A 21,019-nucleotide genomic window follows, 5' to 3' on the forward strand; every position below is an offset into this window, starting at 1 on the left:
GGCCCCACCGGGTCGGGGGGGGTCAGGTCTTGCGGGTCTCGCCCGCGAGCGGTCGGGCGTCCGGCGGCGCCACCGGCTCCGCGGGCTGCTCCACCGGCTCTTCCTCGACCTGTCCCTGGTAGTCCCGGACGACGTTGGGCCGCGACCAGAAGCCCAGCGCCACGAGCATCGGGCCGACGCCGCCGACGGTGAGCGCCACGACCGGGCCCACCACCCCGGCGAAGGCCCCCATGGCCACGTCACCGATCGCCGGGCCACCGCGGGAGGACATCTGGTAGAAGGCGGTGACCCGTCCCCGGATCTCGTCGGGGGTGTCGATCTGCACCGCCGCGTGCCGGATCGTGGTGGCCATCGCGTCGAAGGCGCCGAGCAGCAGCGCCGCCCCGACGGCCAGCCAGACGACGGGCGACTGCGCCAGTCCGATCGCCGCGATGCCGTAGAGGAACGTCGAGGCCAGCAGTACCCGGCCCTGCCGACGCGAGCCCTTGACCACCCGGAAGATCGTGTAGGTGGCCAGCAGCGCGCCCGCCGACGGGGCGCTCGAGAGCACCCCGTAGCCCGTGGCACCCACCGCCAGCACGTCGGTGGCGAGCGCGGGCAGCAGGACCCGGTAGGCCGAGAGCACGGTGGCCGAGAGGTCCAGCCCCATGAGGCTGGTGATCAGCGGCCGGCGGACGACGTAGCGGGCCCCCTCCGCGATGCTGCCGAAGATCGACGCCGGCGGCGCCTTGTCGCTCACCAGCCGCGGTGTCCTGATGAAGGCGAGCACCACGACCAGCACGGCATAGGTGACGACGTCGACCAGGTACATCAGGCCGGGGCCGCCCACCGCGATGAGCAGCCCGGCCAGCAGCGGGCCGACCAGGACCGCCACCTCGCGGGAGGGGTTGAGCAGCGCGATGGCCTCGCCGATGTGCTTGCGCCCCACCAGCGCCGGGATGAGGGCCTGGCGCGCCGGCTGGTCGAACGTCGCCGCCGCCGTCGTGAACAGCACGCTGACGATGACGTGCCAGGCCTGCACCGCCCCGGACAGGGTCACCACGGTCAGCACCAGCGCGACCGCCAGCGCCACCGCCTGCGCCCCCTGCAGCAGCCGCCGGCGGTCGTACCGGTCGGCGAGGGCTCCGCCCAGCGGGCTGAGCAGCAGCAGCGCCACCGCCTGCCCCGCGCCGACCAACCCGGTGTAGGCGATCGAGTCGGTCAGCGCGTAGACGTGGAAGTAGTTCGCCGCGACGGTGCCGCGGGTGCCGATCTGGCTGAGGACCACCCCCGCCCAGTAGAGGTTGAAGTCGCGGTTGCCGAAGACCGCCGGGCGGGGCACTCAGTTCACCGGCACGAGGGAGATCTTCGACGGGTCCAGCTGCAGGTACACCGAGGTGCCCGACTCGATCGACACCGACGGGTTCACCCGGGCGCGTACCTCGTGCTCGCCGACGGCGACCACGTGGTCGACCGCATCGCCCAGGAAGGCGCGGGTGACGACGGTGCCCTGCCACTCGTTGGCGACCTGCTCGCCCCGGGCCGTGGTGGAGAGCTCGACGGCCTCCGGGCGGATCGAGACGACGACCTCCGACCCGACCGGCAGCTGGGACGCCGACTCCAGGTACAGGATCCCGTTGGACGTCTCGACGCAGTGCCGGCCGGCCCGCTGGGAGGCCACCGTGCCGGGGATGAAGTTCGAGGTGCCGATGAACTCGGCGACGAACTTGTTGGCCGGCTGCTCGTAGATGTCGCGCGGCTTGCCGAGCTGCACGACCCCGCCGCGCTCCATGACGGCGATCTGGGTGGAGAGGGCGAGCGCCTCGACCTGGTCGTGGGTCACGTACACCGAGGTGATGCCCAGCTCCCGCTGCAGCCGCTTGAGCTCGTAGCGCAGGGACTCCCGCAGCTTGGCGTCCAGGTTGGACAGCGGCTCGTCGAGCAGGAGCAGCGGCGGCTCGATGACCAGGGCCCGGGCCAGGGCGAGACGCTGCTGCTGGCCACCCGAGAGCTTGGTCGCCTGCCGGCCGGACTGCTCGGACAGCTGCATGGTCGCGAGCACCCGCTCGACCTTCTCGGCGATCACCTTCTTCGACGGCCGGTCGGAGCGCTCGCGCACCTGCAGCGGGAAGGCCACGTTGTCGAACACGGTCATGTGCGGCCAGATCGCGTAGGACTGGAACACCATGCCCAGACCGCGCTTGTTGGCCGGCATGTTCACCGTGCGCCCCCTGCCGGTGGAGGAGAACATCACCCGGTCACCGACGGAGATGGTGCCGCTGTCGGGCTTCTCCAGCCCCGCGATCGAGCGCAGCGTGGTGGTCTTCCCGCAGCCGGAGGGGCCGAGCAGGGTGAACAGCTCCCCCTCCTTGACCTCGAAGCTCACGTTGTTGACGGCGAACACCGCGGCGCTGCTCGCGGTCTTCTTCTTGCCTCGGGACTTCTCGCCACCGAAGGACTTGACGAGGTTGTCGATCCTCAGCATGGGATTCGGGAGTCCTTTCCGACTCGGAGCACGTGCGCGGGAAGTGGCTGGGGGGTGGGGTCGGGACGGGTGCAGGCGGTCGGCTCAGTCCTCACGCAGGCCCACCTTGGCGCCGAGCTTGTACGCGACCGTGACCATGAACATCAGGGCCAGCACCATGAGCACGCCGATGGCGGCCAGGACGTTGAAGGACCCGTTCTCGAACTGCTCCCAGATGAGGATGGAGAGCACCTCGTTGCCCGGGCTGTACAGCAGGATCGAGCTGGACAGCTCGCGGAAGCTGACGACGAGGATGTAGATGAACCCGGCCGTGATGCCCGGCGACAGCAGGGGCAGCAGCACCCGGCGGAACGTCGTCCACCAGCTGGCGCCGCTGACCATCGCCGACTCCTCGAGCTCGCTGGAGATCTGGGTCATCGACGTCGAGGCGTAGCGCATGCCGTAGGGCATGTACTTGGTGCAGTAGGCGATCAGCAGGATCAGGATCGTCCCGTAGATCGGCAGCGGGAAGCGCAGGTAGACGAAGGAGATCGACAGGCCGAGCACGATGCCGGGGATGACCAGCGGCACGAAGCTCAGCTGCTCGACGATGCCCCTGCCCGGGATGGTGGACCGGACCGAGATCCAGGCCGCGATCGCCATCAGGCCCATCACGATCGTCGCCGCGCCGATGCCCAGGATCAGGCTGTTCTTCAGGGCCCGGGCCGCGGAGTTCATCTCGAACACCTGGGCGAAGTTGTCGAGGGTGAAGGAGGAGATCGCCTCCCACGACGGCGCCTGGTAGAAGGGCAGCAGGGCGGCGTAGAGCAGCACCAGCAGCGGGCCGACCACGGTGACGAAGAAGTAGAACAGGATGCCGACGCCGACGACCGGCTTCCACTTGCCCAGGTCCAGCGGCCGCGGCCGGAAGCCCTTGCCCGTGACCGTCTGGTAGGTCTTGCTGCCCTTCCCGGCCAGCAGCCGGGTGACGGCGACACCGATGACGGCGACGGCGAGGAGGCTCACCGCGAGGGCGCCGGCCGCGCCGAGGTCCTGCGGGTAGCTCCGGAGCACGAAGTAGATGCGGCTGGTGAAGACGTAGATGCCGTTCTGCAGCCCGAGCAGCGCCGGCACCTCGAAGGACTCGAGGCTGGTGATCAGGATGACCAGGATCGAGGAGAGCAGGGCGGGCCGCACCAGCGGGAGGGTCACCTTGCGCAGCGTCTGCAGGCGGGTGGCGCCGGACATCAGCGCGGACTCCTCGAGCGAGGGGTCCATCGACCGGAACGCCGCCACCATCAGCAGGAAGACGATCGGCGAGGAGTGCAGGCCCTCGACCCAGATCATCCCCCAGATCGTGAAGATGTTGAACGGGGCCGTGCCGAGGATCGGCTCGAGGAAGGCGTTGAGCAAGCCGATCTGCGGGCTGGCCAGGAAGATCCACGAGACCGTGTACAGGATGCCCGGGACGATCAGCGGCACGATCGACGCGGCGAAGAAGAGCGCCTTGAACGGGACCGCCGTCCGCACGTTGAGGTAGGCCAGGGTCGTGCCCACGGTGATCGACAGCAGCGCGGCGCCGCCGGCGAAGGCGAGGGAGTTGCCCCACAGCTCCCCCATGCGGCCATCGCCGTAGGCCCGCTCGAAGCTGCCCAGGTCCAGGCCCTGCGCGTCGAAGAAGGTGCCCCAGATGAGGTAGCCCAGCGGCACCAGCGCCAGGTAGCCGATCGCTGCGGCCACACCGGCGACGATGAACATCTTGGGCGTCAGCGGCCAGCGCCACCGTGCCGCTCGAGGCTCCGGCGGGCCGTCGGCGGGCCGGCGCAGCTCCTCCGGTGTCACCGCCGGATCGGCGAGGTTGGCGGTCATCCCGGGGGATCACTCCTTCGTCTGTGGTGGTGCGGGTGGAAGGCGGCCCGGCCTTCGCCGGGCCGGTGCGGGCGGGGCGGCACCGCACGTGTGCGGCGCCGCCCCGGCCGGGATCAGTCGCTGACCTGCTCGACGCCGGAGAGCAGGTCGTCGTAGCGCTGGCTCCACTCGGAGCCCTCGTCGAGCAGCTTCTGGCCGTCGACCGCGACGATCTCGGTCTCGATCTCGGCGGTGGACGGGGTCGCCTCCGCGGCCGCGAGGACCTCCTGGCCCTCGGTGAGCAACCAGTCCATGAACAGCATGGCGGTGGCCGGGTTCTGCGCGGTCTTCATGCAGCTGCCGCCGTTGGGCCGGGCGATGACCGGGTTGACGTAGGGCTGGGTCTCCAGCGGCGCGCCGGAGGCCTTCATCGCCTCGACGATGTAGGTGTAGTTCGACGAGGCCAGGCCGTACTGGCCGGCGCTCATCAGCTCACCCATGACCGTGTGGCCCTTGACCACCTTGGCACCGTCGACGATGTCGGCCCAGAGCTGGTCGACCTCCTCCTGGCTCTTGCCCTGCTCCAGCCAGTAGTCGGTCAGGGCCATGTACCAGTCGTAGTCACCGAGCTCGAGGGCGAGCTGGCCGTCGTACTTCGGGTCGGCCAGGTCCTCCCACACCTCCGGGGGATCGGAGATGATGTTGGTGTTCCAGCTCGGGGCGAACAGGTTGAACCGCGTCGCGACCCAGTCCTCGTACTTGCCGGCCTCGGGCACCTCCTCCATCCGCTCCGGGGAGGCGCACTGCGCCATGACGTCCTCCTGCTGGAGGGCCATGAGCTCGGTGGCGTTGGTCTCGACCACGTCGTTGCCGGGGAAGCCGGCCTCCTGCTCCTGCAGGATGCGCTGCAGGACGGTCTCCGAACCGGCCCGGTAGACGCTCGGCTCGATGTCGAACTCGTCCTCGAAGGCCTCCGTGACGGCGTCCACCATGTCGGCGTTCATCGAGGTGTAGAGGTTGAGGCCGTCCTCCTCGGCGGCCAGCTCGACCAGCCGGTCACGGCGCTCCTGGCCGGACAGCCCGGCAATCTCCTCGTAGAGCTGCTCGGCCTCGGTGGGGCCGGAGGCCTCCGGGCCACCGGCGTCACCGGCCGGCGCCGCGGTCGGGTTGCCACCGCAGGCGGCCAGGACCATGACGGCGCCGGCGGCGAGAGCGGTGCGGGCGAGGGTGCGGGGCATCCGCATGGCTGTGCTCACTTTCTCGGGGGGTTCAGGGGGGCGTCGGTCGGGCGGTGGATCGGGCGATCAGTCGAGTGCCTGGCCGTTGGCCACGACGTCCTCGTAGGCCTTGTTCCAGGTGTCGGGGTCCTCGAGCAGCTTCTCCTCCGGCACGGGGAAGACCTCGAGGCCCTCGAGCGGGTCCTCGCCGCCCTCGATGGCCCCGATCCGAAAGGCCTCGGCGAAGACCTCCTGGCCACCGGTGAGCTCGTAGTCGACGAACAGCGTGGCCGCGCACGGGTTGGTCGCGGTCTTCACGAGGCCGATGCCGTTGGGCCGCACGACGATCGGCTGCACGGGCTCGCCGTTCGCCGGGCGCCAGGCGACGGGGGCCCCACCGGCGGCGGCCTTGTCGATGGTGTGGCTGTAGGAGGACGCGGTGACGGCGAACTGGCCGGCCGACAGCAGTTCGCCCTGGGTGGTGTGGCCCTTCGCGACCTGGGAGTTGGACGCCAGCCGGGTCATGAACTCGGTGAACTCGTCCTCGCTCATCCCCTGCTCCTCGACGTAGTAGTCGTGCAGCGCGGTGAACCAGTCGACGTCCCCGACCTCGAGGGAGACCTTGCCCTTCCACTGCGGCTCGGCGAGCTCCTCGAAGGACGTGGGCTCCTCCCCCGGCGGCACGAGGTCGGTGTTCCAGCCGACGACGAAGGCGTTGAACCGGGTGGCGGTCCAGTTCTCGTCCTCGCGGCCCTCCTCGCGGACGGAGTCGCGCAGCTCGCTCTCGTACGGGTGGAGCAGGCCCTCGTCCGAGGCGACGCCGAGTTCGAGGGCGTTGGTCTCGAGGACGTCGGCCCCGTAGTAGCCGGCCTCGTCCTCCTGCAGGATCCGCTGCAGCACCGACTCGGAGTTGGCCCGGTAGTTGTTCACCTCGATGTCGTACTCGTCGGTGAACCCGTCGATCAGCTTCTCCATGTCGGTGTTGGAGGTGTAGACGTTCAGCTCCCCCTCCTCCTCCGCGCAGGCGACGAGCTCGTCGGTCCGCTCCTGGCCGGACAGGCCGTTGAGGCGGTCGTAGGTCTCGGCGGCGGCGACGGCCTCGGCGGAGGAGTCGCGGCCACCGCCGCCACCTTCGGCGGTGGCGGTCGGCGAGCCGCCGCACGCCGACGTCATCAGTGCCACGGCGGCCAGACTGACCAGGGGGACCAGGGGGCGGTTCCGCATGTGCCTCTCCATCGAGGACGGGGCCGGTAGGCCCGTGAACGGGGGTGGTTCCTGTGCCGTCCCGGGCTCGACCCGGGTCCCTCTCGTGCAGGGTGTGATGCAGTCAACACACCCGAGTCGACATGGTCTAACCATTCGACCAGGCCGTTATGCGACCGTTACACAACCCCGGGCGCGCGCAACGGTCCGTCGGCGAGCAGGCGCGCCACGTCGCCGACCGTCGTCCCCGCCATGACTTGCCGGGCGGTCTCCGCGACCGGCACGTCCATGCCGACCCGCCGGGCCAGGTCGGCCGTGTTGGCCAGGTCCTTGGCGTGCCAGGTCAGGTGCATCTGCTCCAGCTCCCGCAGCGTGCGCGAGTCGGTCGGACCGTCCTGCAGCGCGGCCCGCAGGAGCGGCACCGACACTCCCCCGCGGCGCGCCAGCTCGAGCGCCTCGGTGATCGCCGAGATCTGTGCCCAGTGCACGAGGTTGTTGGCCGTCTTCCCGACCTGGCCGGCCCCGAGGGGACCGAGGTGGTGCACCGCCTTCGTCCACGGCTCCAGCAGTGGCCCGATCCGGGAGAGGACGCCGGCGTCACCCCCGACGAGGAGGTTGATCTCGCCGGCCTCGGCACCGCGCACCCCGCCGGTCAGGGCGGCGTCGAGGACGGCCACCCCCGGGGGCGCGGCGTCGGCCACCGCCTGGCAGGTCTCGGGGCGCACCGACGAGCAGAGCAGCACCACGGCGCCCTCCGCACAGCCGGCCAGCAGCCCGTCCTCCCCGAGGCAGACCCTGCGGACGTCGTCGTCGGTGGGGACGAAGACGGCGACCAGGCCCGCTCCCCGCGCCAGGTCGCCGAGCGCAGCGACCGGTCGCGCCCCGCGCGCTACGGCGCGTTCGACCGCGGCGGGGTCCAGGTCGTGGACCTGGACCGACACGCCGCCGGTGAGGAGGTGCCGCACGACGGGGGCACCCATCGCGCCCAGCCCGATGACGGCGACGAGCGGAGGATCGACCACGATGAGGACTCCTTCGAGCGGGGCGGCAGCGTGGGGGCCGTCACAATGTGCTTAAGGTAATACCTTCAGACCAGGCGTCAAGAGGGGGCCCGACCATGCGGTGCTCCTGGTCCACCCGGCGACGCGGGACGAGGACCGACGGCACCAGCCGGTTCCGCTCCTGGGGGCGGCGCACCTTCCGATCCCTCGAGGTGCCGAACTACCGCACCTTCTTCGCCGGCCACGCGGTCAGCGTCGTCGGCACCTGGATGCAGCGGGTGGCGCAGGACTGGCTCGTGCTGGAGCTGTCCGACTCCGCGGTGGCCGTCGGGGTGGCCACCGCTCTCCAGGCGGTGCCGACCCTGCTGCTCGGGCTCTGGGGTGGCGTGCTCGTCGACCGGCTGGACCGGCGCCGCACCATCATGGGCACCCAGGCGGCCAGCGCCGTCCTCGCCGCGGTCCTGGCGGTGCTCACCCTCACCGGGACGGTCCAGCTGTGGATGGTCTTCGGGTTGGCTCTGGGCCTGGGCCTGGTCACGGTGCTCGACGTACCGGCGCGGCAGGCCTTCGTCACCGAGATGGTCGGCCCGGAGGACTACGTCAACGCGCAGTCGCTCAACTCCACGATCCACAACCTGGGGCGCCTGCTCGGTCCGGCCGCCGCCGGGGTCCTCATCGCCACAGCCGGCAGCGGGATGGCCTTCGCCGTCAACGCCGCTTCCTTCGTAGGTGTGCTGCTCAGCCTCTGGCGCGTCGACGCCCACCGGCTCCGCCGCGGCGAACCCGTTCCCCGCCGGCGGGGTCAGGCGATCGAGAGCCTGCGCTACGTGTGGCACCGTCCCGACCTGCGGGCCTGCATGCTGCTCGTAGCCGTCGTCGCCCTGTTCGGCCAGAACTTCCGGGTGGTGCTACCCCTGTTCGCCCGCGACGCGCTGGGCGGTGGTGCGGCGACCTACGGATGGCTCACGTCGGCGATGGGCGCCGGCGCGGTCATCGGCGCCCTCGCCAATGCCGGCCGGGAGCGGATCACCTCGTGGTCGCTCCTGCTGTGGGCCGGCGGCTTCTCCCTCGTCAGCGTGCTGCTGGCCGGAGCGCCCGGGCTCGTCGTCGCCCTCGCGCTGCTCGTGGGGCTGGGCATCACCAACATCAGCTTCAACACCCTCGCCCGGGTGCTGCTGCAGCTGAGCGCCGACGCCTCGATGCAGGGCCGCGTCATCGCCCTGCACGCGACGGTCTTCCTGGGCAGCACGCCGATCGGCGGACCGCTGCTGGGCTGGGTCTGCGAGCAGTTCGGCTCGCGGACGGGGCTGCTCCTCAGCGGCCTGGCCCCCGCCGCCGCGGCCCTCGCGCTGCTGCCCACCCTGCGCCGTCTGCGCCGTCGGGCCGGGGAGGTGGCCGGCCCGGCAGGCGCGGTCGAACCCGGGACGCGCACGACCCCCACCTGATCGGCGGCAGCGGTCAGGTCACGAGCAGGGACCAGAGGAGGCCGAGCGACAGGGCCGCCAGGACGACCTTGAGCGGATCGACGTCCCACCGGGCGATCACCACCGCGACCACGGTCACGGCCAGCAGCTCGGCCGGCAGCAGCTCCAGCGGTGCGGCGATGCCCCAGGCCGCCGCCGCGATGAGCCCGGCGATGACGTAGCCGGACGAGGGCTTGATCCGGCGCAGGATGCGCTGCATCCGGTGCAGCGCCGCGCTCACCGCGCCGGCTCCGAGCACGGTCGGCACGAGGATGCCGAGGACGGCCGCACCCGCCCCGGGCAGGCCGGCGAGGTAGTAGCCGACGCCGGCGAGGAAGCCCGCGCGCGGGCCCGGGGCCAGGTAGGTGACCGCGAGCGAGAAGGAGAACAGCTCCGGCGCGAGGCGGCCGGGCTCGACCCACCGGCCCTGGATCAGCGGGATCTGGCCGTTGCCGCCGCCGAAGGAGAACAGCGCCGAGACCAGCACGAGCAGGAAGATCTCCAGCACACCGACGCCGTCCACTACCGGTCCTCGCCCGTCGGTCCCGGCCGGAGCAGGAGCGCGCCGACGACGAAGCCGACCACCGCCGACACCAGCAGGGGCGCGCCGAGGACGACCGAGACGAAGATCGCCGCGCTCAGGGCGATGCCGGTCTGCCGGTGCCGCCGGCTGCCCTTCTCGCCGCGGAGCTGGCGGTAGGCGTTGCCGAAGAGGATGCCGACGATCGCGATGCTGACCGCCCGGATCAGCGGCGCGAGAGGCCCGCCCAGCAGCTCGGGCCCGACGACCACCGCCGCGGCGAGGACCAGCAACGAGGCGGGCAGGACCAGGCCCAGCGCCCCGAGGAACGCCCCGGCCCAGCCCCCCACCCGGAACCCGACCAGCCCGCCGAGGCCGAGGAACCGCGGCGCCGGGATCAACGTGGCCAGCACGAAGGACGCCCGCAGCTCCTCCTTGGGGAGCCAGCCGGTGCGGTCGACCAGGTCGCGCTCCAGCTTGCCGGTGGCCGCCCACATCCCACCGAAGGTCGTCGCGCCCACTCCGAGGAACGTGCGGAAGACGCCCAGCAGCTGACGGGGGCCGGTCATCCCGGCCCGATCGGGGGCACCGGACGCCTCGGCACCCGGACCCTGCACCCGACACCGGTCGGCAGCCGCATCGTCAGTCCCGGATGTCCTGGAGGAACCACGCCGTCGGCAGTTCGCGGCCCAGACCGCGCTCGCGGCACTGCTCGTAGACGTGGCCGGCCACGGCGAAGAACTGCGCCCCCTGGATGTTGCCGCGCTCGGAGAAGGTGATCTCCGCGTCGCTGGTGCGCACGGTCGCGCTGCCGTCCAGCACGTCCTCCAGGGCAACCAGCCGGGGGCCGTCCGGCCCCTCCGGCGGCCGGCGGACCGTACCGCGCGTGTGCTCGTCCCGCACCGGGTCATCCGGCCGTGCGGCGTAGGAGAGGTACTCGTCGGTCGGCCGCCAGGTCGGGTCGTTCAGGGGCGCCGGTGCCGTCCCGAGGCGGAGCCAGGCATCGAAGCGCTGACGGGCACGGGCGTCCGGCCGTCCGCCGATGCAGGTGACGTGGGTCCCCGGCTCCAGCCAGTCGCCGATCACGACGTCGGCAGCGGCGTCGGTGCAGCCGGCGACGATGTCGGCCCCGCGGAAGACGTCCCGGGGTCCGTCGACCGCGACGACCTCGAGGCCGTGCTGCTCGGCCATCTCCCGGGCGTACTGCTCCCGGTTGGCCTCGGTGGGGCTGTAGACCTGCACCCGCTCCAGCGGCCGGACGGTCAGCAGCGCCTCGAGGTGGCTGCGGGCCATCCCGCCCGAGCCGAGCATCCCCAGCACCCGGGCGTCCTCCCGGGCGGCGTACTTCGTGCCGATCGCGGAGTCCGCGCCCACGCGCATGTGCTGCAGCACGCCGTCGTTGAGGATCGCCAGCGGTTCACCGGTGCGGGTGGAGAGGAGGAGGACCAGCCCGCAGTAGGTGCCCGGTTGCACGCAGTGCTTCTCCTGCGTGCGCGTTCCGCCGTACTCGGTGTACGTCAGCACGTCGGACTTCATCCGGATGGCGTAGTAGCCGGAGGCGGCCGAGCCGCCCTCCATCGTCCCCCACCGGTAGGTCGACCGGTCGTCGATCGGGAAGGACATGTCGATGCGCGGCCGGCAGACGGCCTCGCCTGCGGCCAGGTCGCGGTAGGCCCTCTCGAGGGCGTCGACGACCGCGGGCATCCGCAGCACGCTCGCCGTCGCCTCGTTGTCGATCAGCAGCATCGCACTCCCTGGCCGAGGCCGGAGCCGCGGAGGGATCGTCGCCCTCTCGGCAGACCTTGGACTGTGACGGACGACATGACATGATGGTCATACCATTCGCACGCACGCTACAGGGCGGCTCCGGGATGTGTGCGCACGAGCGCGCACCGGGCCGACAAGGAGGCAGACATGGGGAAAAAGGGCCGCGTCTTCGTCAGGGGACTGACCTCGGAGACCTACGGGCTGGGCCACTTCCGCAAGGCCCAGCTGGCCGCCGAGCGGGTCCGTGACGACACCATCGTCGTGGACGACGCCAAGATCGGGCACTCGGGCGACAGCGAGCAGAGCCGCACCTGGTGGCGGATCGGCCCGGGCGACGAGGAGTTCCTCACCCAGACCCTGCAGGTCCACTTCGTGGAGCTCCCGGGCGAGTCGAGCAACCACGGCCACGGCCACCAGAACGAGGCCGCCTTCTACATCCTCGAGGGCCGCGGGTACGAGATCCACGACGACCAGCGCTACGACTGGGAGAAGGACGACCTCGTCTTCGTCCACACCGACTCGGTGCACCGGCACTTCAACCCCTACCCGGAGAAGGCCGTCGCGCTCGTCGTCAAGGCGAAGTGCACGTTCATGTTCATGGGTCTCATCCAGCAGGGCCGCAGCGGCCCCGTGGAGAACGAGGACAAGTTCGGGCCCCGCGAGGACTGGTCGCAGATCTGGACGCCGGGCGTCCTCGACCGCAAGAAGGTCATCAAGCCGTCCGACTGCACGTGGGAGACCACCCAGCTCGGTCGGGTGCGCGTGATGAACGCGCCCGAGCGCACCGACGCGCGCCAGTTCTCGGTGGATGCCCTGGAGCTCCAGGTGCCCGCAGGCAGCCGCTCGGGCAAGTACTGGAAGATGGCCGACGAGGTGCACTACATCCTCGAGGGCGAGGGTTACGCCCTCATGTGGGAGGTGGAGTCCGAGATCGCGGAGAAGTACTACGCCCGCATCGCCAAGGAGCCCACCCGCCACGAGTTCACCCAGGGCGACACGGTCTACGTGCCGCAGAACCACATCTGCCAGATCTTCGCCGCCGACGGCACGCCGCTGCGCGTGCTCTCCTTCCAGAACCGCCTCTTCAAGCACCTGGGCTACGACAACGTCGCCTACCTGGAGGACGCGCCGGAGTACACCTCGTCGGCCGCCCGGATCGGCGAGCTCGCCGGCCAGGCCTGATCGCCGGCTGCACCCCAGCAGCACCGGACGGCGCCCCGCGGGACTCCCGCGGGGCGCCGTCGTGCGTCGTGCCCCCGGTTGCACGAAGGGGGCGGTTCCGCGGGTCGTCGACCCGGGGAACCACCCCCTCCGGGGCTCGCGGATCAGTAGCTGTCGACGACCAGCTGCTGGAACTCCTCCGGCGAGTCGAGCACCTCGCGCACCAGCTGGGCGGTCTCCTCCCCGCTGAGCGGGTTCAGCGGCCGCTGCTGGCTCTCCAGCTCGTCGACCAGCTCCTGGTTCCCGATCGCGCACTGGTAGCCCTCGCGCAGCGCCGCGACCCGGTCCTCCTCCATCTGCGGGGAGGCGATCAGCGAGCGACCGGTCTGCCCCATCGCGATGAGGTTGTCGACGATGGTCTGCGCGTCGGCGTCGGCCGCCTCGGTGTCGCTGATCGCGGGGGTGTCGGGCAGCAGCGGGTCCGGTTCGTCGTCGACGGTCACGACCGGGCGGACGTCACCGGACTCGATCGCTCCCAGCTGGCTGTCGACCGGCAGGGCGTGCGCGTCGGCGTTCCCGGCGACGACGGCCTGGCGGGCCTCGGTCGAGCCGGCGAACCCGGTGACGATCTCGTAGGGGAAGCCGTAGGCCTCGCCGAGGATGGTCGGTGCGATGTAGTCGTTCGCCCCCGGGCCCTGGGCGACGAAGCGCACCGTCTCCTCGGCGTCGACGATGTCCTGCCACGTCTGGAAACGGCTGTCCGGGGACACGACGACCACGTTCGGGGGTGCGGAGACCCGGCCGATCCAGTTGAGGTCGTCGAGATCGAAGTTGGCGCCCTCGGCGCCGGCGATCTGCGCGGACACCAGGCCGACGGTGTTCACGATCTGCAGCCGGTTCTCCGAGGCGGGGGCCGCCGCCGTCTTGTTGGTGGCCACGAGCCCGCCGGCGCCCGGCTCGTTGCGGACGACGACGCGTGCGCCCGTGCACTCCTCCAGGTAGGGGGCGAGGGCCCGGGCGTAGGCGTCGTAGCCGCCTCCGGGCTCGTAGGGGACGACCAGGTCCAGGTCCTCCCCCTCGAACGCCCCCTCGGCCGCCGCCGCCCCGTCCTCGGCGTCGCCGCCGGACCCGCAGGCGGTGAGCGCTCCGGCGAGCGCCACCGCCACGGCCGCGTGCCGGCCTGCCGCCCGTCTGGACGTCGTTCTCGTTCGCATCGCTCTGGTGCTCCTTCGTCGTGGACAGCCGGCCCCGGGAGTGAGGGGACGGTCAGTCGGCCGGCAGCCGGACCGCGTCGAGGAACTGCAGGATGCGCGCGGGGGCGGTCTCCTCCGTCTGCTCCGCGACGGGCGCATCCCAGTACTCGGCGTGCGGCAGGCACTCCTGCAGGTAGCGGGCGGCCGAGGGTGCGTGCGAGTCGTCCTGGCCGGGCACGATCAGCGTCGGCGTGGCCAGGTCGAGCAGGTCCTCCGGCTCCGCGCCGGGCACGGTGTCGCGGTCGAACATCAGCCGCGCCGTCCCGCTCACCAGCACGGCGTAGCGCTCCGGGTCGAGCTCCGCGTACCGGGCGGCGAACCCGGGGTCGGTCCGGACGACGCTGTTCCAGGGGCCCACCCGCGGGTCCTTGGTGAACCCCAGGTCGGTGCCCCGGATCAGCTCGACCACGGCCCCGAGGCCGCGCTCCTCCACGAAGGACAGGTGCTGGGCGAACCGGGCGTGCTGCTTCATGCGGTACTTGACACCACCGGCCGGCGAGTACAGCACCATGCTGTCGACCCGCTCCGGGTGCGCGACGGCGACGGCGGCGGCCGTGGAGCAGCCGACGCAGCCGCCCATGAGGTGGGCCGACGCGATGCCCAGCTGATCCAGGAGCCCGACGGCCTGGGCGACGTAGTCCGCCCAGCGGATCCGCTGCACCCGCCCCCCGGAGCGGCCCGATTCGCGCCGGTCGAAGGTGATGCAGGTGTAGCGGGTGCTCAGGTGGTCCAGCAGGGACAGCCGCCGGTAGACGCCCACCGTCCGCCAGCTCTCCAGCGTGGAGTCGAAGCCCCCGGGGGAGAACATGAGCAGCGCCGGTCCGGAGCCGCTCACCTCGTAACGCGTCTCGATCCCGTCGACGACGGCGGTGGGCACGGTGGACGTCCTCTCGATCGGTCGGGTCAGGTCGCGGGCGGGACGGGGATGCCACCGGGCAGTTGCCGGGCGGCGCGGACGTCCTCCGCGTAGGTGGTCATGGCATCCAGCGTCAGCTGCGCGACGTTGACGTAGGTGTCGGAGGCCCCGTCGAGAGCCGTGGCCGCGTAGCCGATCGCGGCGTTGACCATCCGCATGCGGCCGTCGAGCCACGGGCCGCCACCGAAGCCGCCCACCACCGGGATGGAGACCGCCGCGGCGACCGCGGCCCCGACCACCGGGCCGGAGTTGGTGAAGTTCAGCAGGGCCGCGCCGGCCTCCTCGAGCCGCTTGGCCTCGGCGACCATCTCGTCCTGAAGCTCGGCCGGCACCGCGTCGGCCGCGGAGGGGACGGACTTGTACTCCACGCCGTAGCGCAACGCCGTCTGCGGCGTGATGCCGAACTGGGCGAACACCGGGATGCCGGCGCGGTTCACCGCCTCCACCGCGTCCAGGTAGTCCGAGGCGGCGTCGAGCTTCACCATGTCGACGCCGGCTTCCTTGACGAACCGGATGGCCGCGCGGACGGCGCTGTCGGTGCCCTCCTGCAGCGGGCCGAACGGGAAGTCGACGCTGACCAGCGCCCGCGAGACGCCGCGGCGCACGGCCTTGGCGACGACGAGCATCTCCTCCATCGTCACCTCGAAGGGGTTCGAGTGGCCCCAGAGGTTGACACCCACCGTGTCGCCCACGGAGACGAGGTCGACGCCGGCGCGGTCGACGATCCGGGCGATCTGGTAGTCCCAGGCGACGACGCCCACGATCTTGCGCCCGTCGTCCTTCATCCGCTGCAGGTCGCGCAGCCCCACGCGCTCAGACACGGAGCGCGCTCAGCAGGTCGACGACGTCGACCTCGTCGGCCGAGGGCAGCAGCACCCGGGCGTGCGGTCGCAGCGCCGCCACGGCGGACGAGGCCGCGGTGCCGGCCTGCGTGCCGTCGCCCAGGACCAGACCGGCCGTCTGGATGCCGCGCTCCCAGCAGGCCTTGCCCAACGTGTAGGCGCAGCCCGCGCCGGCGTCGCTGGTCGCGACCATGACGACGACCGAGGCGCTGGCCAGCTCGTCGGCCAGGGTCGCCGGCCCGCCGTCGATGGTGTGCAGCACGACGTCCTCGGTGCCGGACCCGGCCGGCCCGCAGACGTAGAAGCGGGCATGGGCCCACTCCTGCTGCGCGGTCCGGCGCAGCACCTCGGCGGCGCCTGCATCGAGGGCCACGACCCGTCCGGCCCGGGAGGGGGCGATCGGCCGGTCGATCCGGTAGCGCGCCTCCTCCGCCGTGGCCGCCCGGGCGCAGCTGCTCAGCGTGTGCGTCTCGACAGCCACGATCAGACCGAGGAGATCGGGACGCCGGGGCGGACGCGGACGTCGTCGCGGGCGGCGTCGAGGAACGCCTCCTTCTGCGGCAGGACGACGGCGGCCGAGCGGACGTGGTGGTGCGCCGGGTCGACGCCGGGCGGGGTCACACCCTTGTCGCGCAGCCCGACCGCGGCCCGGTACAGCTTCTGCCGGGCCTTGATGATCCCGCTGTCGGCCGGGACCAGGCGCTCCTTGGTGCGGTCGACGATCGGGCCCATGCTCTCCTGCAGGGAGGAGTCCTGGATCGCGATGCCCTCGACGCCGGAGTACCACTCCCCGGTCCGCTGCTTCTCGCGGTTCATCAGGTAGTCGTTGTCCATGTTGGCCTCGGGCCGGTAGGTGCCCGGGATGTTCTTGCTGTGCACCCCGTGCCCGTCGATCATGGCCTGCCGCTCGGCCTCGGTGAGCGGCCGCATCGGGTGGTAGTCGAAGCTGTAGGCCCAGCAGTTCTCGTCGTCGATCGGGATCCAGAAGTGCCCGTGGATCGGGTGGTCACCACGCGGGGGGACCATCGTGAACGAGGGCATGACCCACGGCGTGATCCGCCAGTAGTACGACCCCTCCTCGGCGTTGCGCCGGGCGCCGACGAACAGGCCGCCGTCGCTGTCGGCCACCTCGAAGAACGGCTTCTTGTCGTTGAGGTTGTACTGGTTGCCCTTGGCGCCCTTGAACAGCGGGTCGCTCTTCAGGCCACCGGAGTGCAGGAAGGTCACGTGGCTGGAGTCGATGCCGCCCTCGAAGGCCTGCAGCCAGTTGCTCTGTTGCCAGCGCTTGGAGGTGTAGTGGTGCTCCGGCGGGGTGAGCGCGAACTCGAACTCCGGCAGCGGTGGCTGCGTGGCCGGGTCGCCCATGTAGGTCCAGAGGACGTCACCGATCTTGACCAGCGGGTACGACGTCAGCTTCACGTTCTCGGCGAAGCTGGAGTTGTCGGCCTCCGACGGCACCTCGACGCACTGACCCGTGGTGTCGTACTTCCAGCCGTGGTACGGGCAGCGCAGGCCGCCCTCCTCGTTCCGGCCGAACCACAGGGAGGCGCCACGGTGGGCGCAGAACTCGTCGATGAGGCCGTACCGGCCGTAGCTGTCCCGGAAGGCGACCAGCCGCTCGGAGAGCAGCTTGAGCCGGATCGGCGGGCAGCCGTCCTCCGGGAGCTCCTCCGCGAGGCAGGCGGGCATCCAGTACTGCCGGAAGAGCTCGCCCATCGGCGTGCCCGGACCCGTCCGGGTCAGCAGCTCGTTGATGTCCTGACGAAGCACCGGTGTCTCCCTCTCCTCAGCCGCGCAGCGGACTGATGGTCATACCAATCGTGGGCGCCGTCAACTCCCGGTTCACGGCTGCTGCGGCGGGACGTCCACGGTGAGCCCGTCGAGCTCCGGGGACACGGAGATCTGGCAACCCAGCCGGCTGCCGTCGCGGCGTTCGGACACCGCCATCTCCAGGAGGTCCTCCTCCTCGTCGCCCGGCTCGCCGAGGAGGTGCAGGAACTCGTCACGGACCCATACGTGGCAGGTCGCGCACGACGCGTTGCCGCCGCACTCCCCGATGATGCCGGGCACGCCGCTCTTCACCGCCGCGGCCATCACCGACTCACCGGCCGTCGCGTCGACCGCGTGCTCTTGACCGGCGCCCCCGACGTAGACCACCTTCGGCACGCCCTGCCCCCTCCGTCGTCCCTCACCCGTTCCCGGGCCCATCGAGCATTGGTATGTCCATTAGACCACACATGTGGCTAGGGTCACGACATGCCCTCGCTCGTCCTCCTCCGCCACGGCGAGAGCGCGTGGAACGCGGAGGACCGCTTCACCGGCCGGGTCGACGTCGACCTCACACCCCGGGGCGAGGACCAGGCCCGGCGCTGCGGGGTGCTCCTGCGCGAGGCCGGCCTGGTGCCGGACCGGTCCCACACCTCCACGCTGACCCGCGCCGTCCGCACCGGAGCGCTCGCACTCGCAGCCGCCGGGCGGCCGCTCGTCCCGGCCCGCCAGGACGAGCGGCTCGACGAGCGGGGTTACGGCGCGCTCGAAGGCCTGACGCGCGGCGAGGTGCGGGACCGCCACGGCAGCGCGCAGTACCAGCGGTGGCGGCGGTCCTGGGACGCCGCGCCGCCCCCGGCGTTCCGCGGCGGCGTCCGCCGGACCGGGGAGAGCCTCGCCGACGTCGCCGCCCGGCTGCGGCCCTGCTGGGAGGACGCGCTCGCGCCCGACCTGCGGGCCGGTCACACCGTGCTGGTGACCGCGCACAGCAACTCGCTGCGCGCGCTGATCGCCCTCCTGGACCAACTCGGCCCGGAGGAGGTGCTCGACCTGGAGGTCCCGATCGCGACCCCGTTGCACTACGCGCTGGACGGCCATCTGCGCCCCCTGGTCCCCGGCGGCCGGTACGTCCGCCACGATCCCCTACCGCGCGGGTCGGGGCCTGCCATCCACCCGTGAGCGTGATCGGACCCCGGCGGACCGGACGGTCTCGCCCGTCGGTCACCTAGGATGCGGGGGTGACGACGCAGGGACCGACCGAAGCAGCGACCGCCGGAAGCTCCCTGACCGGCAAGGGTGACCTGCTCAGCCGGGTCAGCGTCGGGCGCATCTCCGAGGTCATCGTCGACCAGATCCGCGTGCTGATCCGCAAGGGGCAGCTGGCCGCCGGCGACCGGCTGCCCTCCGAGCGGGAGCTCTGCGAGCGGTTCGGCGTCAGCCGGGTCACCGTCCGCGAGGCGCTGCGGGTCCTGGAGGCCAACGGCCTGGTCGAGATCCGGGTCGGCGCCCGTGGCGGCGCGTTCGTCACCGCGCCCAGCAGCCGGCTCGTCGGGGCCGGCATCGCCGACCTCATCTCGCTGGCGACGATGAGCGCCGTCGAGGTCACCGAGGCGCGCATGGTGTTCGAGCTGGGCATCGTGACGCTGGTCTGCGAGCGGGCGACCGACGAGGACATCGCCGCGCTGCACGCGATCTGCGACCGCAGCAGCGCCGCGCTCGAGGGCGACGAGTACCCGCTCGAGCTCTCCGCCGAGTGGCACACCCGCTTCGCGGTCGCGACGCACAACCGGGCCGTCGCCATGCTCGTCGAATCGCTGCACGACCCGCTGCTGCAGTCCCTGGAGCGGGCCCGGGAGGCAGCGCCGCTGCACGGCCGGCAGGGCGTGGAGGAGCACCGCGCCCTGATCGACGCCGTCGCCGGCCGCGACGTCGACGCGGCCACGACCCTGATGCGCACCCACCTGTCCCGCACGGCCGAGCGCGTCGCCGCGATGGAGACCGCACCCGCGAGCTGAGGCCGGCACGGCGCGTCAGGCCCCCGGCTCGTCCCCGAAGACGAGCGACTTGATCGTCACCGGAACCGTCCGCGAGGGGTGCCGCACGCGGCCGATGTCGATGTAGTCGAAGTCCCGCAGGGCGAGCCCGTCGACGACCAGCAGGTCGGAGGTGACCCCGAGCTCGTGCTGGAGCAGCCGGCCCAGGGTCATCGCGACGTCGCCGTCGAGCACGACGTACACCGGCCGGCCGGCGGCGATCCGCTCCGCGAGGCCGTCGCGCACCCCCCGGGCGAAGGCGGCGACCCGGCCGTAGCTCGGCAGGCCCGACCAGGACATCGCCAGCGCCACGTCCTTGTCGGCGTCCGCGGCGTCGAGGGCGACCAGGTGCCGGCGGACCGCCGCTGCCACGGCGGCGGCGTCCACGGTCTCGCCGAGCTCGTGGACCGGGCGCACCACCTGCAGGTTGCGCCGCGGCAGCAGGGCATCCGGGTCGGAGATCCAGCCGGTGTTGCCGCTGAGCTGGACGCTGTACTCCGACGCGCCCAGCGCGGTGGCCCGGATGCATTCCCCGGCGGGCAGCAGCGGGTAGGGCAGCAGGCCCGCGTCGACCCGCCGCCGGACCGCCTCGCCGAGCGGCCGGCCGAGGTCGCCGAACGACGCGCTCTCCCGGCCGTAGACGTACTCGGCCACCCCGCCGGAGAACACCACGCCGTCGATCGGGCCGACGTCCCCCAGGGGGTCGGTGAGGTAGAGCGCGGCCACGTCCGGCGGCGGCGTGGCGCCCAGCGCGGCGACCAGGGCGTCGGCCATCCCCTCGGCGACCCGGTCGAGCTCCTCGGGGCGGGTCGGGTCACCCAGGTCCCAGCCGAACCCGGCCCGGGCGGCGTGCAACCGGCCGGCGGGATCGAGGCGCACGATGCTCCCGGTCCCGTCGACGACCTGCAGCCGACCACCGATGTGGACCGCGGCGGTGGCCACGACCCGTCCGCGGTCGAGGACGGAGAGCTTCGTGGTGCCGCCGCCGATGTCGACGTTGAGGATGCGCCGACCGGTCTCGTACGACGTCCGGGCCGCTCCGGAGCCGTAGCCGGCCAGCATCGCCTCCATGTGGTGGCCCGCCGTCGCGGTCACCAGCTCTCCACCCCGCTCGGCCAGGACCTCGGCGATGGCCTCGGCATTGCGGCGGCGCAGCGCCTCGCCGGTGAGGATGACCACGCCGGTGTCGACGTCCTCCGGCCCGATCCGGGCCTCGCCGTAGGCGCGGTCGATGATCGTGCCGAGGGCCTCGGCGTCGATGTGCTCGGCGCTGGCGTACGGGGTCAGCGCCACCGGCGAGCGGTAGACCGTGTCGCGCCGGACGACGATGTAGCGGCTGGTCAGGTCCTCGCCGATGCGGCGGAGGTGCAGGCGGGAGAAGACCACCTGGGTGCCGGAGGAGCCGATGTCCATCCCGACGCTGTGCAGGGTGACGTTGTCCTGCTGCCAGATCGGGTTGTCCTCGAGCGGCAGCTCGGCGTCGTCGTGGTCGTGGTCGTGGTCCGGGGTGTGGGGCGAGTGCACCGTCCGCGGCGGGGTGTGCTCGCGGCCGTAGACCGGCTCGGCGGAGTGGGTGTGGGTCACG

20 protein-coding genes are annotated in these 21,019 nt (G+C 72.0%); 4 read left to right on the forward strand and 16 right to left on the reverse strand.

All coding sequences use genetic code 11. The annotated features are described in order from the left end of the window. Window positions 1-22 precede the first annotated feature (22 nt). The 6 genes from BMW62_RS07410 to BMW62_RS07435 all read right to left on the reverse strand — a co-directional run bounded on the left by BMW62_RS07410 (window position 23) and on the right by BMW62_RS07435 (window position 7,733). The gene (locus BMW62_RS07410; RefSeq protein WP_091930202.1) at window positions 23-1,321 is read right to left on the reverse strand and encodes an MFS transporter; all 1,299 of its coding nucleotides are present in this window, start codon (window positions 1,319-1,321) and stop codon (window positions 23-25) included. After that, window positions 1,322-2,464 carry an ABC transporter ATP-binding protein gene (locus tag BMW62_RS07415; RefSeq protein ID WP_091930203.1) on the reverse strand — a complete coding sequence of 381 codons (1,143 nt, stop codon included), beginning with the start codon at window positions 2,462-2,464 and terminating at the stop codon, window positions 1,322-1,324. Window positions 2,465-2,548: 84 nt separating this feature from the next. Next, a complete protein-coding gene (locus BMW62_RS07420; protein ID WP_091930204.1) occupies window positions 2,549-4,312 on the reverse strand; it encodes an ABC transporter permease in 1,764 nt (587 codons plus the stop codon). Window positions 4,313-4,425: 113 nt separating this feature from the next. After that, a complete protein-coding gene (locus BMW62_RS07425) occupies window positions 4,426-5,529 on the reverse strand; it encodes an ABC transporter substrate-binding protein (RefSeq protein WP_139206215.1) in 1,104 nt (367 codons plus the stop codon). Between the two features lie 66 nt (window positions 5,530-5,595). After that, the gene (locus BMW62_RS07430; protein WP_170852260.1) at window positions 5,596-6,732 is read right to left on the reverse strand and encodes an ABC transporter substrate-binding protein; all 1,137 of its coding nucleotides are present in this window, start codon (window positions 6,730-6,732) and stop codon (window positions 5,596-5,598) included. Window positions 6,733-6,890: 158 nt separating this feature from the next. After that, a complete protein-coding gene (locus BMW62_RS07435; RefSeq protein ID WP_091930207.1) occupies window positions 6,891-7,733 on the reverse strand; it encodes an NAD(P)-dependent oxidoreductase in 843 nt (280 codons plus the stop codon). A gap of 191 nt (window positions 7,734-7,924) precedes the next feature. Here BMW62_RS07435 and BMW62_RS07440 point away from each other — a divergent pair, with 191 nt between their 5' ends. After that, the gene (locus tag BMW62_RS07440) at window positions 7,925-9,157 is read left to right on the forward strand and encodes an MFS transporter (protein WP_170852261.1); all 1,233 of its coding nucleotides are present in this window, start codon (window positions 7,925-7,927) and stop codon (window positions 9,155-9,157) included. A gap of 13 nt (window positions 9,158-9,170) precedes the next feature. Here BMW62_RS07440 and BMW62_RS07445 read toward each other — a convergent pair whose 3' ends face one another. From BMW62_RS07445 to BMW62_RS07455, 3 genes are all read right to left on the reverse strand, one after another. Further along, the gene (locus BMW62_RS07445; protein WP_091930209.1) at window positions 9,171-9,698 is read right to left on the reverse strand and encodes a chromate transporter; all 528 of its coding nucleotides are present in this window, start codon (window positions 9,696-9,698) and stop codon (window positions 9,171-9,173) included. Then, window positions 9,698-10,264 (reverse strand): chromate transporter, encoded by a 567-nt coding sequence (locus BMW62_RS07450; protein WP_139206216.1) that lies wholly within the window; start codon window positions 10,262-10,264, stop codon window positions 9,698-9,700. The genes BMW62_RS07445 and BMW62_RS07450 overlap by 1 nt, the downstream gene beginning before the upstream one ends. A 73-nt stretch (window positions 10,265-10,337) precedes the next feature. After that, complete coding sequence (locus tag BMW62_RS07455; protein ID WP_091930211.1) at window positions 10,338-11,441, reverse strand: ornithine cyclodeaminase family protein; 1,104 nt, start codon at window positions 11,439-11,441, stop codon at window positions 10,338-10,340. Between the two features lie 168 nt (window positions 11,442-11,609). Here BMW62_RS07455 and BMW62_RS07460 point away from each other — a divergent pair, with 168 nt between their 5' ends. Continuing rightward, window positions 11,610-12,644: a cupin domain-containing protein gene (locus BMW62_RS07460; RefSeq protein ID WP_091930212.1), complete on the forward strand. Its 1,035-nt coding sequence runs from the start codon at window positions 11,610-11,612 to the stop codon at window positions 12,642-12,644. A 143-nt stretch (window positions 12,645-12,787) separates the two neighbouring features. Here the strand turns inward: BMW62_RS07460 and BMW62_RS07465 are convergent, their stop codons facing one another. The 6 genes from BMW62_RS07465 to BMW62_RS07490 form a co-directional block, all read right to left on the reverse strand. Beyond that, complete coding sequence (locus tag BMW62_RS07465; RefSeq protein WP_170852262.1) at window positions 12,788-13,783, reverse strand: tripartite tricarboxylate transporter substrate-binding protein; 996 nt, start codon at window positions 13,781-13,783, stop codon at window positions 12,788-12,790. A 106-nt stretch (window positions 13,784-13,889) separates the two neighbouring features. Continuing rightward, window positions 13,890-14,753 carry an alpha/beta fold hydrolase gene (locus BMW62_RS07470; protein ID WP_170852263.1) on the reverse strand — a complete coding sequence of 288 codons (864 nt, stop codon included), beginning with the start codon at window positions 14,751-14,753 and terminating at the stop codon, window positions 13,890-13,892. A gap of 26 nt (window positions 14,754-14,779) precedes the next feature. After that, window positions 14,780-15,613 carry a 3-methyl-2-oxobutanoate hydroxymethyltransferase gene (locus tag BMW62_RS07475; RefSeq protein ID WP_091930214.1) on the reverse strand — a complete coding sequence of 278 codons (834 nt, stop codon included), beginning with the start codon at window positions 15,611-15,613 and terminating at the stop codon, window positions 14,780-14,782. Beyond that, on the reverse strand, window positions 15,606-16,115 hold the full coding sequence (locus tag BMW62_RS07480) for a hypothetical protein (RefSeq protein ID WP_091930215.1): 510 nt from the start codon (window positions 16,113-16,115) through the stop codon (window positions 15,606-15,608). The genes BMW62_RS07475 and BMW62_RS07480 overlap by 8 nt, the downstream gene beginning before the upstream one ends. Window positions 16,116-16,117: 2 nt before the next feature. After that, a complete protein-coding gene (locus tag BMW62_RS07485; protein ID WP_091930216.1) occupies window positions 16,118-17,404 on the reverse strand; it encodes an aromatic ring-hydroxylating dioxygenase subunit alpha in 1,287 nt (428 codons plus the stop codon). Window positions 17,405-17,476: 72 nt separating this feature from the next. Continuing rightward, window positions 17,477-17,800, reverse strand: a complete 324-nt coding sequence (locus BMW62_RS07490) for a 2Fe-2S iron-sulfur cluster-binding protein (protein ID WP_091930217.1) — start codon at window positions 17,798-17,800, stop codon at window positions 17,477-17,479. Between the two features lie 90 nt (window positions 17,801-17,890). Between BMW62_RS07490 and BMW62_RS07495 the strand changes: the two genes are divergently transcribed. Continuing rightward, window positions 17,891-18,580, forward strand: coding sequence for a 2,3-bisphosphoglycerate-dependent phosphoglycerate mutase (locus BMW62_RS07495; RefSeq protein ID WP_091930218.1), 690 nt, complete (start codon window positions 17,891-17,893; stop codon window positions 18,578-18,580). 59 nt (window positions 18,581-18,639) lie between these two features. Further along, window positions 18,640-19,416, forward strand: coding sequence for a FadR/GntR family transcriptional regulator (locus BMW62_RS07500; RefSeq protein WP_211435030.1), 777 nt, complete (start codon window positions 18,640-18,642; stop codon window positions 19,414-19,416). A 15-nt stretch (window positions 19,417-19,431) separates the two neighbouring features. Here the strand turns inward: BMW62_RS07500 and BMW62_RS07505 are convergent, their stop codons facing one another. After that, window positions 19,432-21,018, reverse strand: coding sequence for an ethanolamine ammonia-lyase reactivating factor EutA (locus tag BMW62_RS07505; RefSeq protein WP_091930219.1), 1,587 nt, complete (start codon window positions 21,016-21,018; stop codon window positions 19,432-19,434). Window position 21,019 lies beyond the last annotated feature (1 nt).

Source organism: Blastococcus sp. DSM 46786 (assembly GCF_900109665.1).
Lineage (GTDB): Bacteria > Actinomycetota > Actinomycetes > Mycobacteriales > Geodermatophilaceae > Blastococcus > Blastococcus carthaginiensis.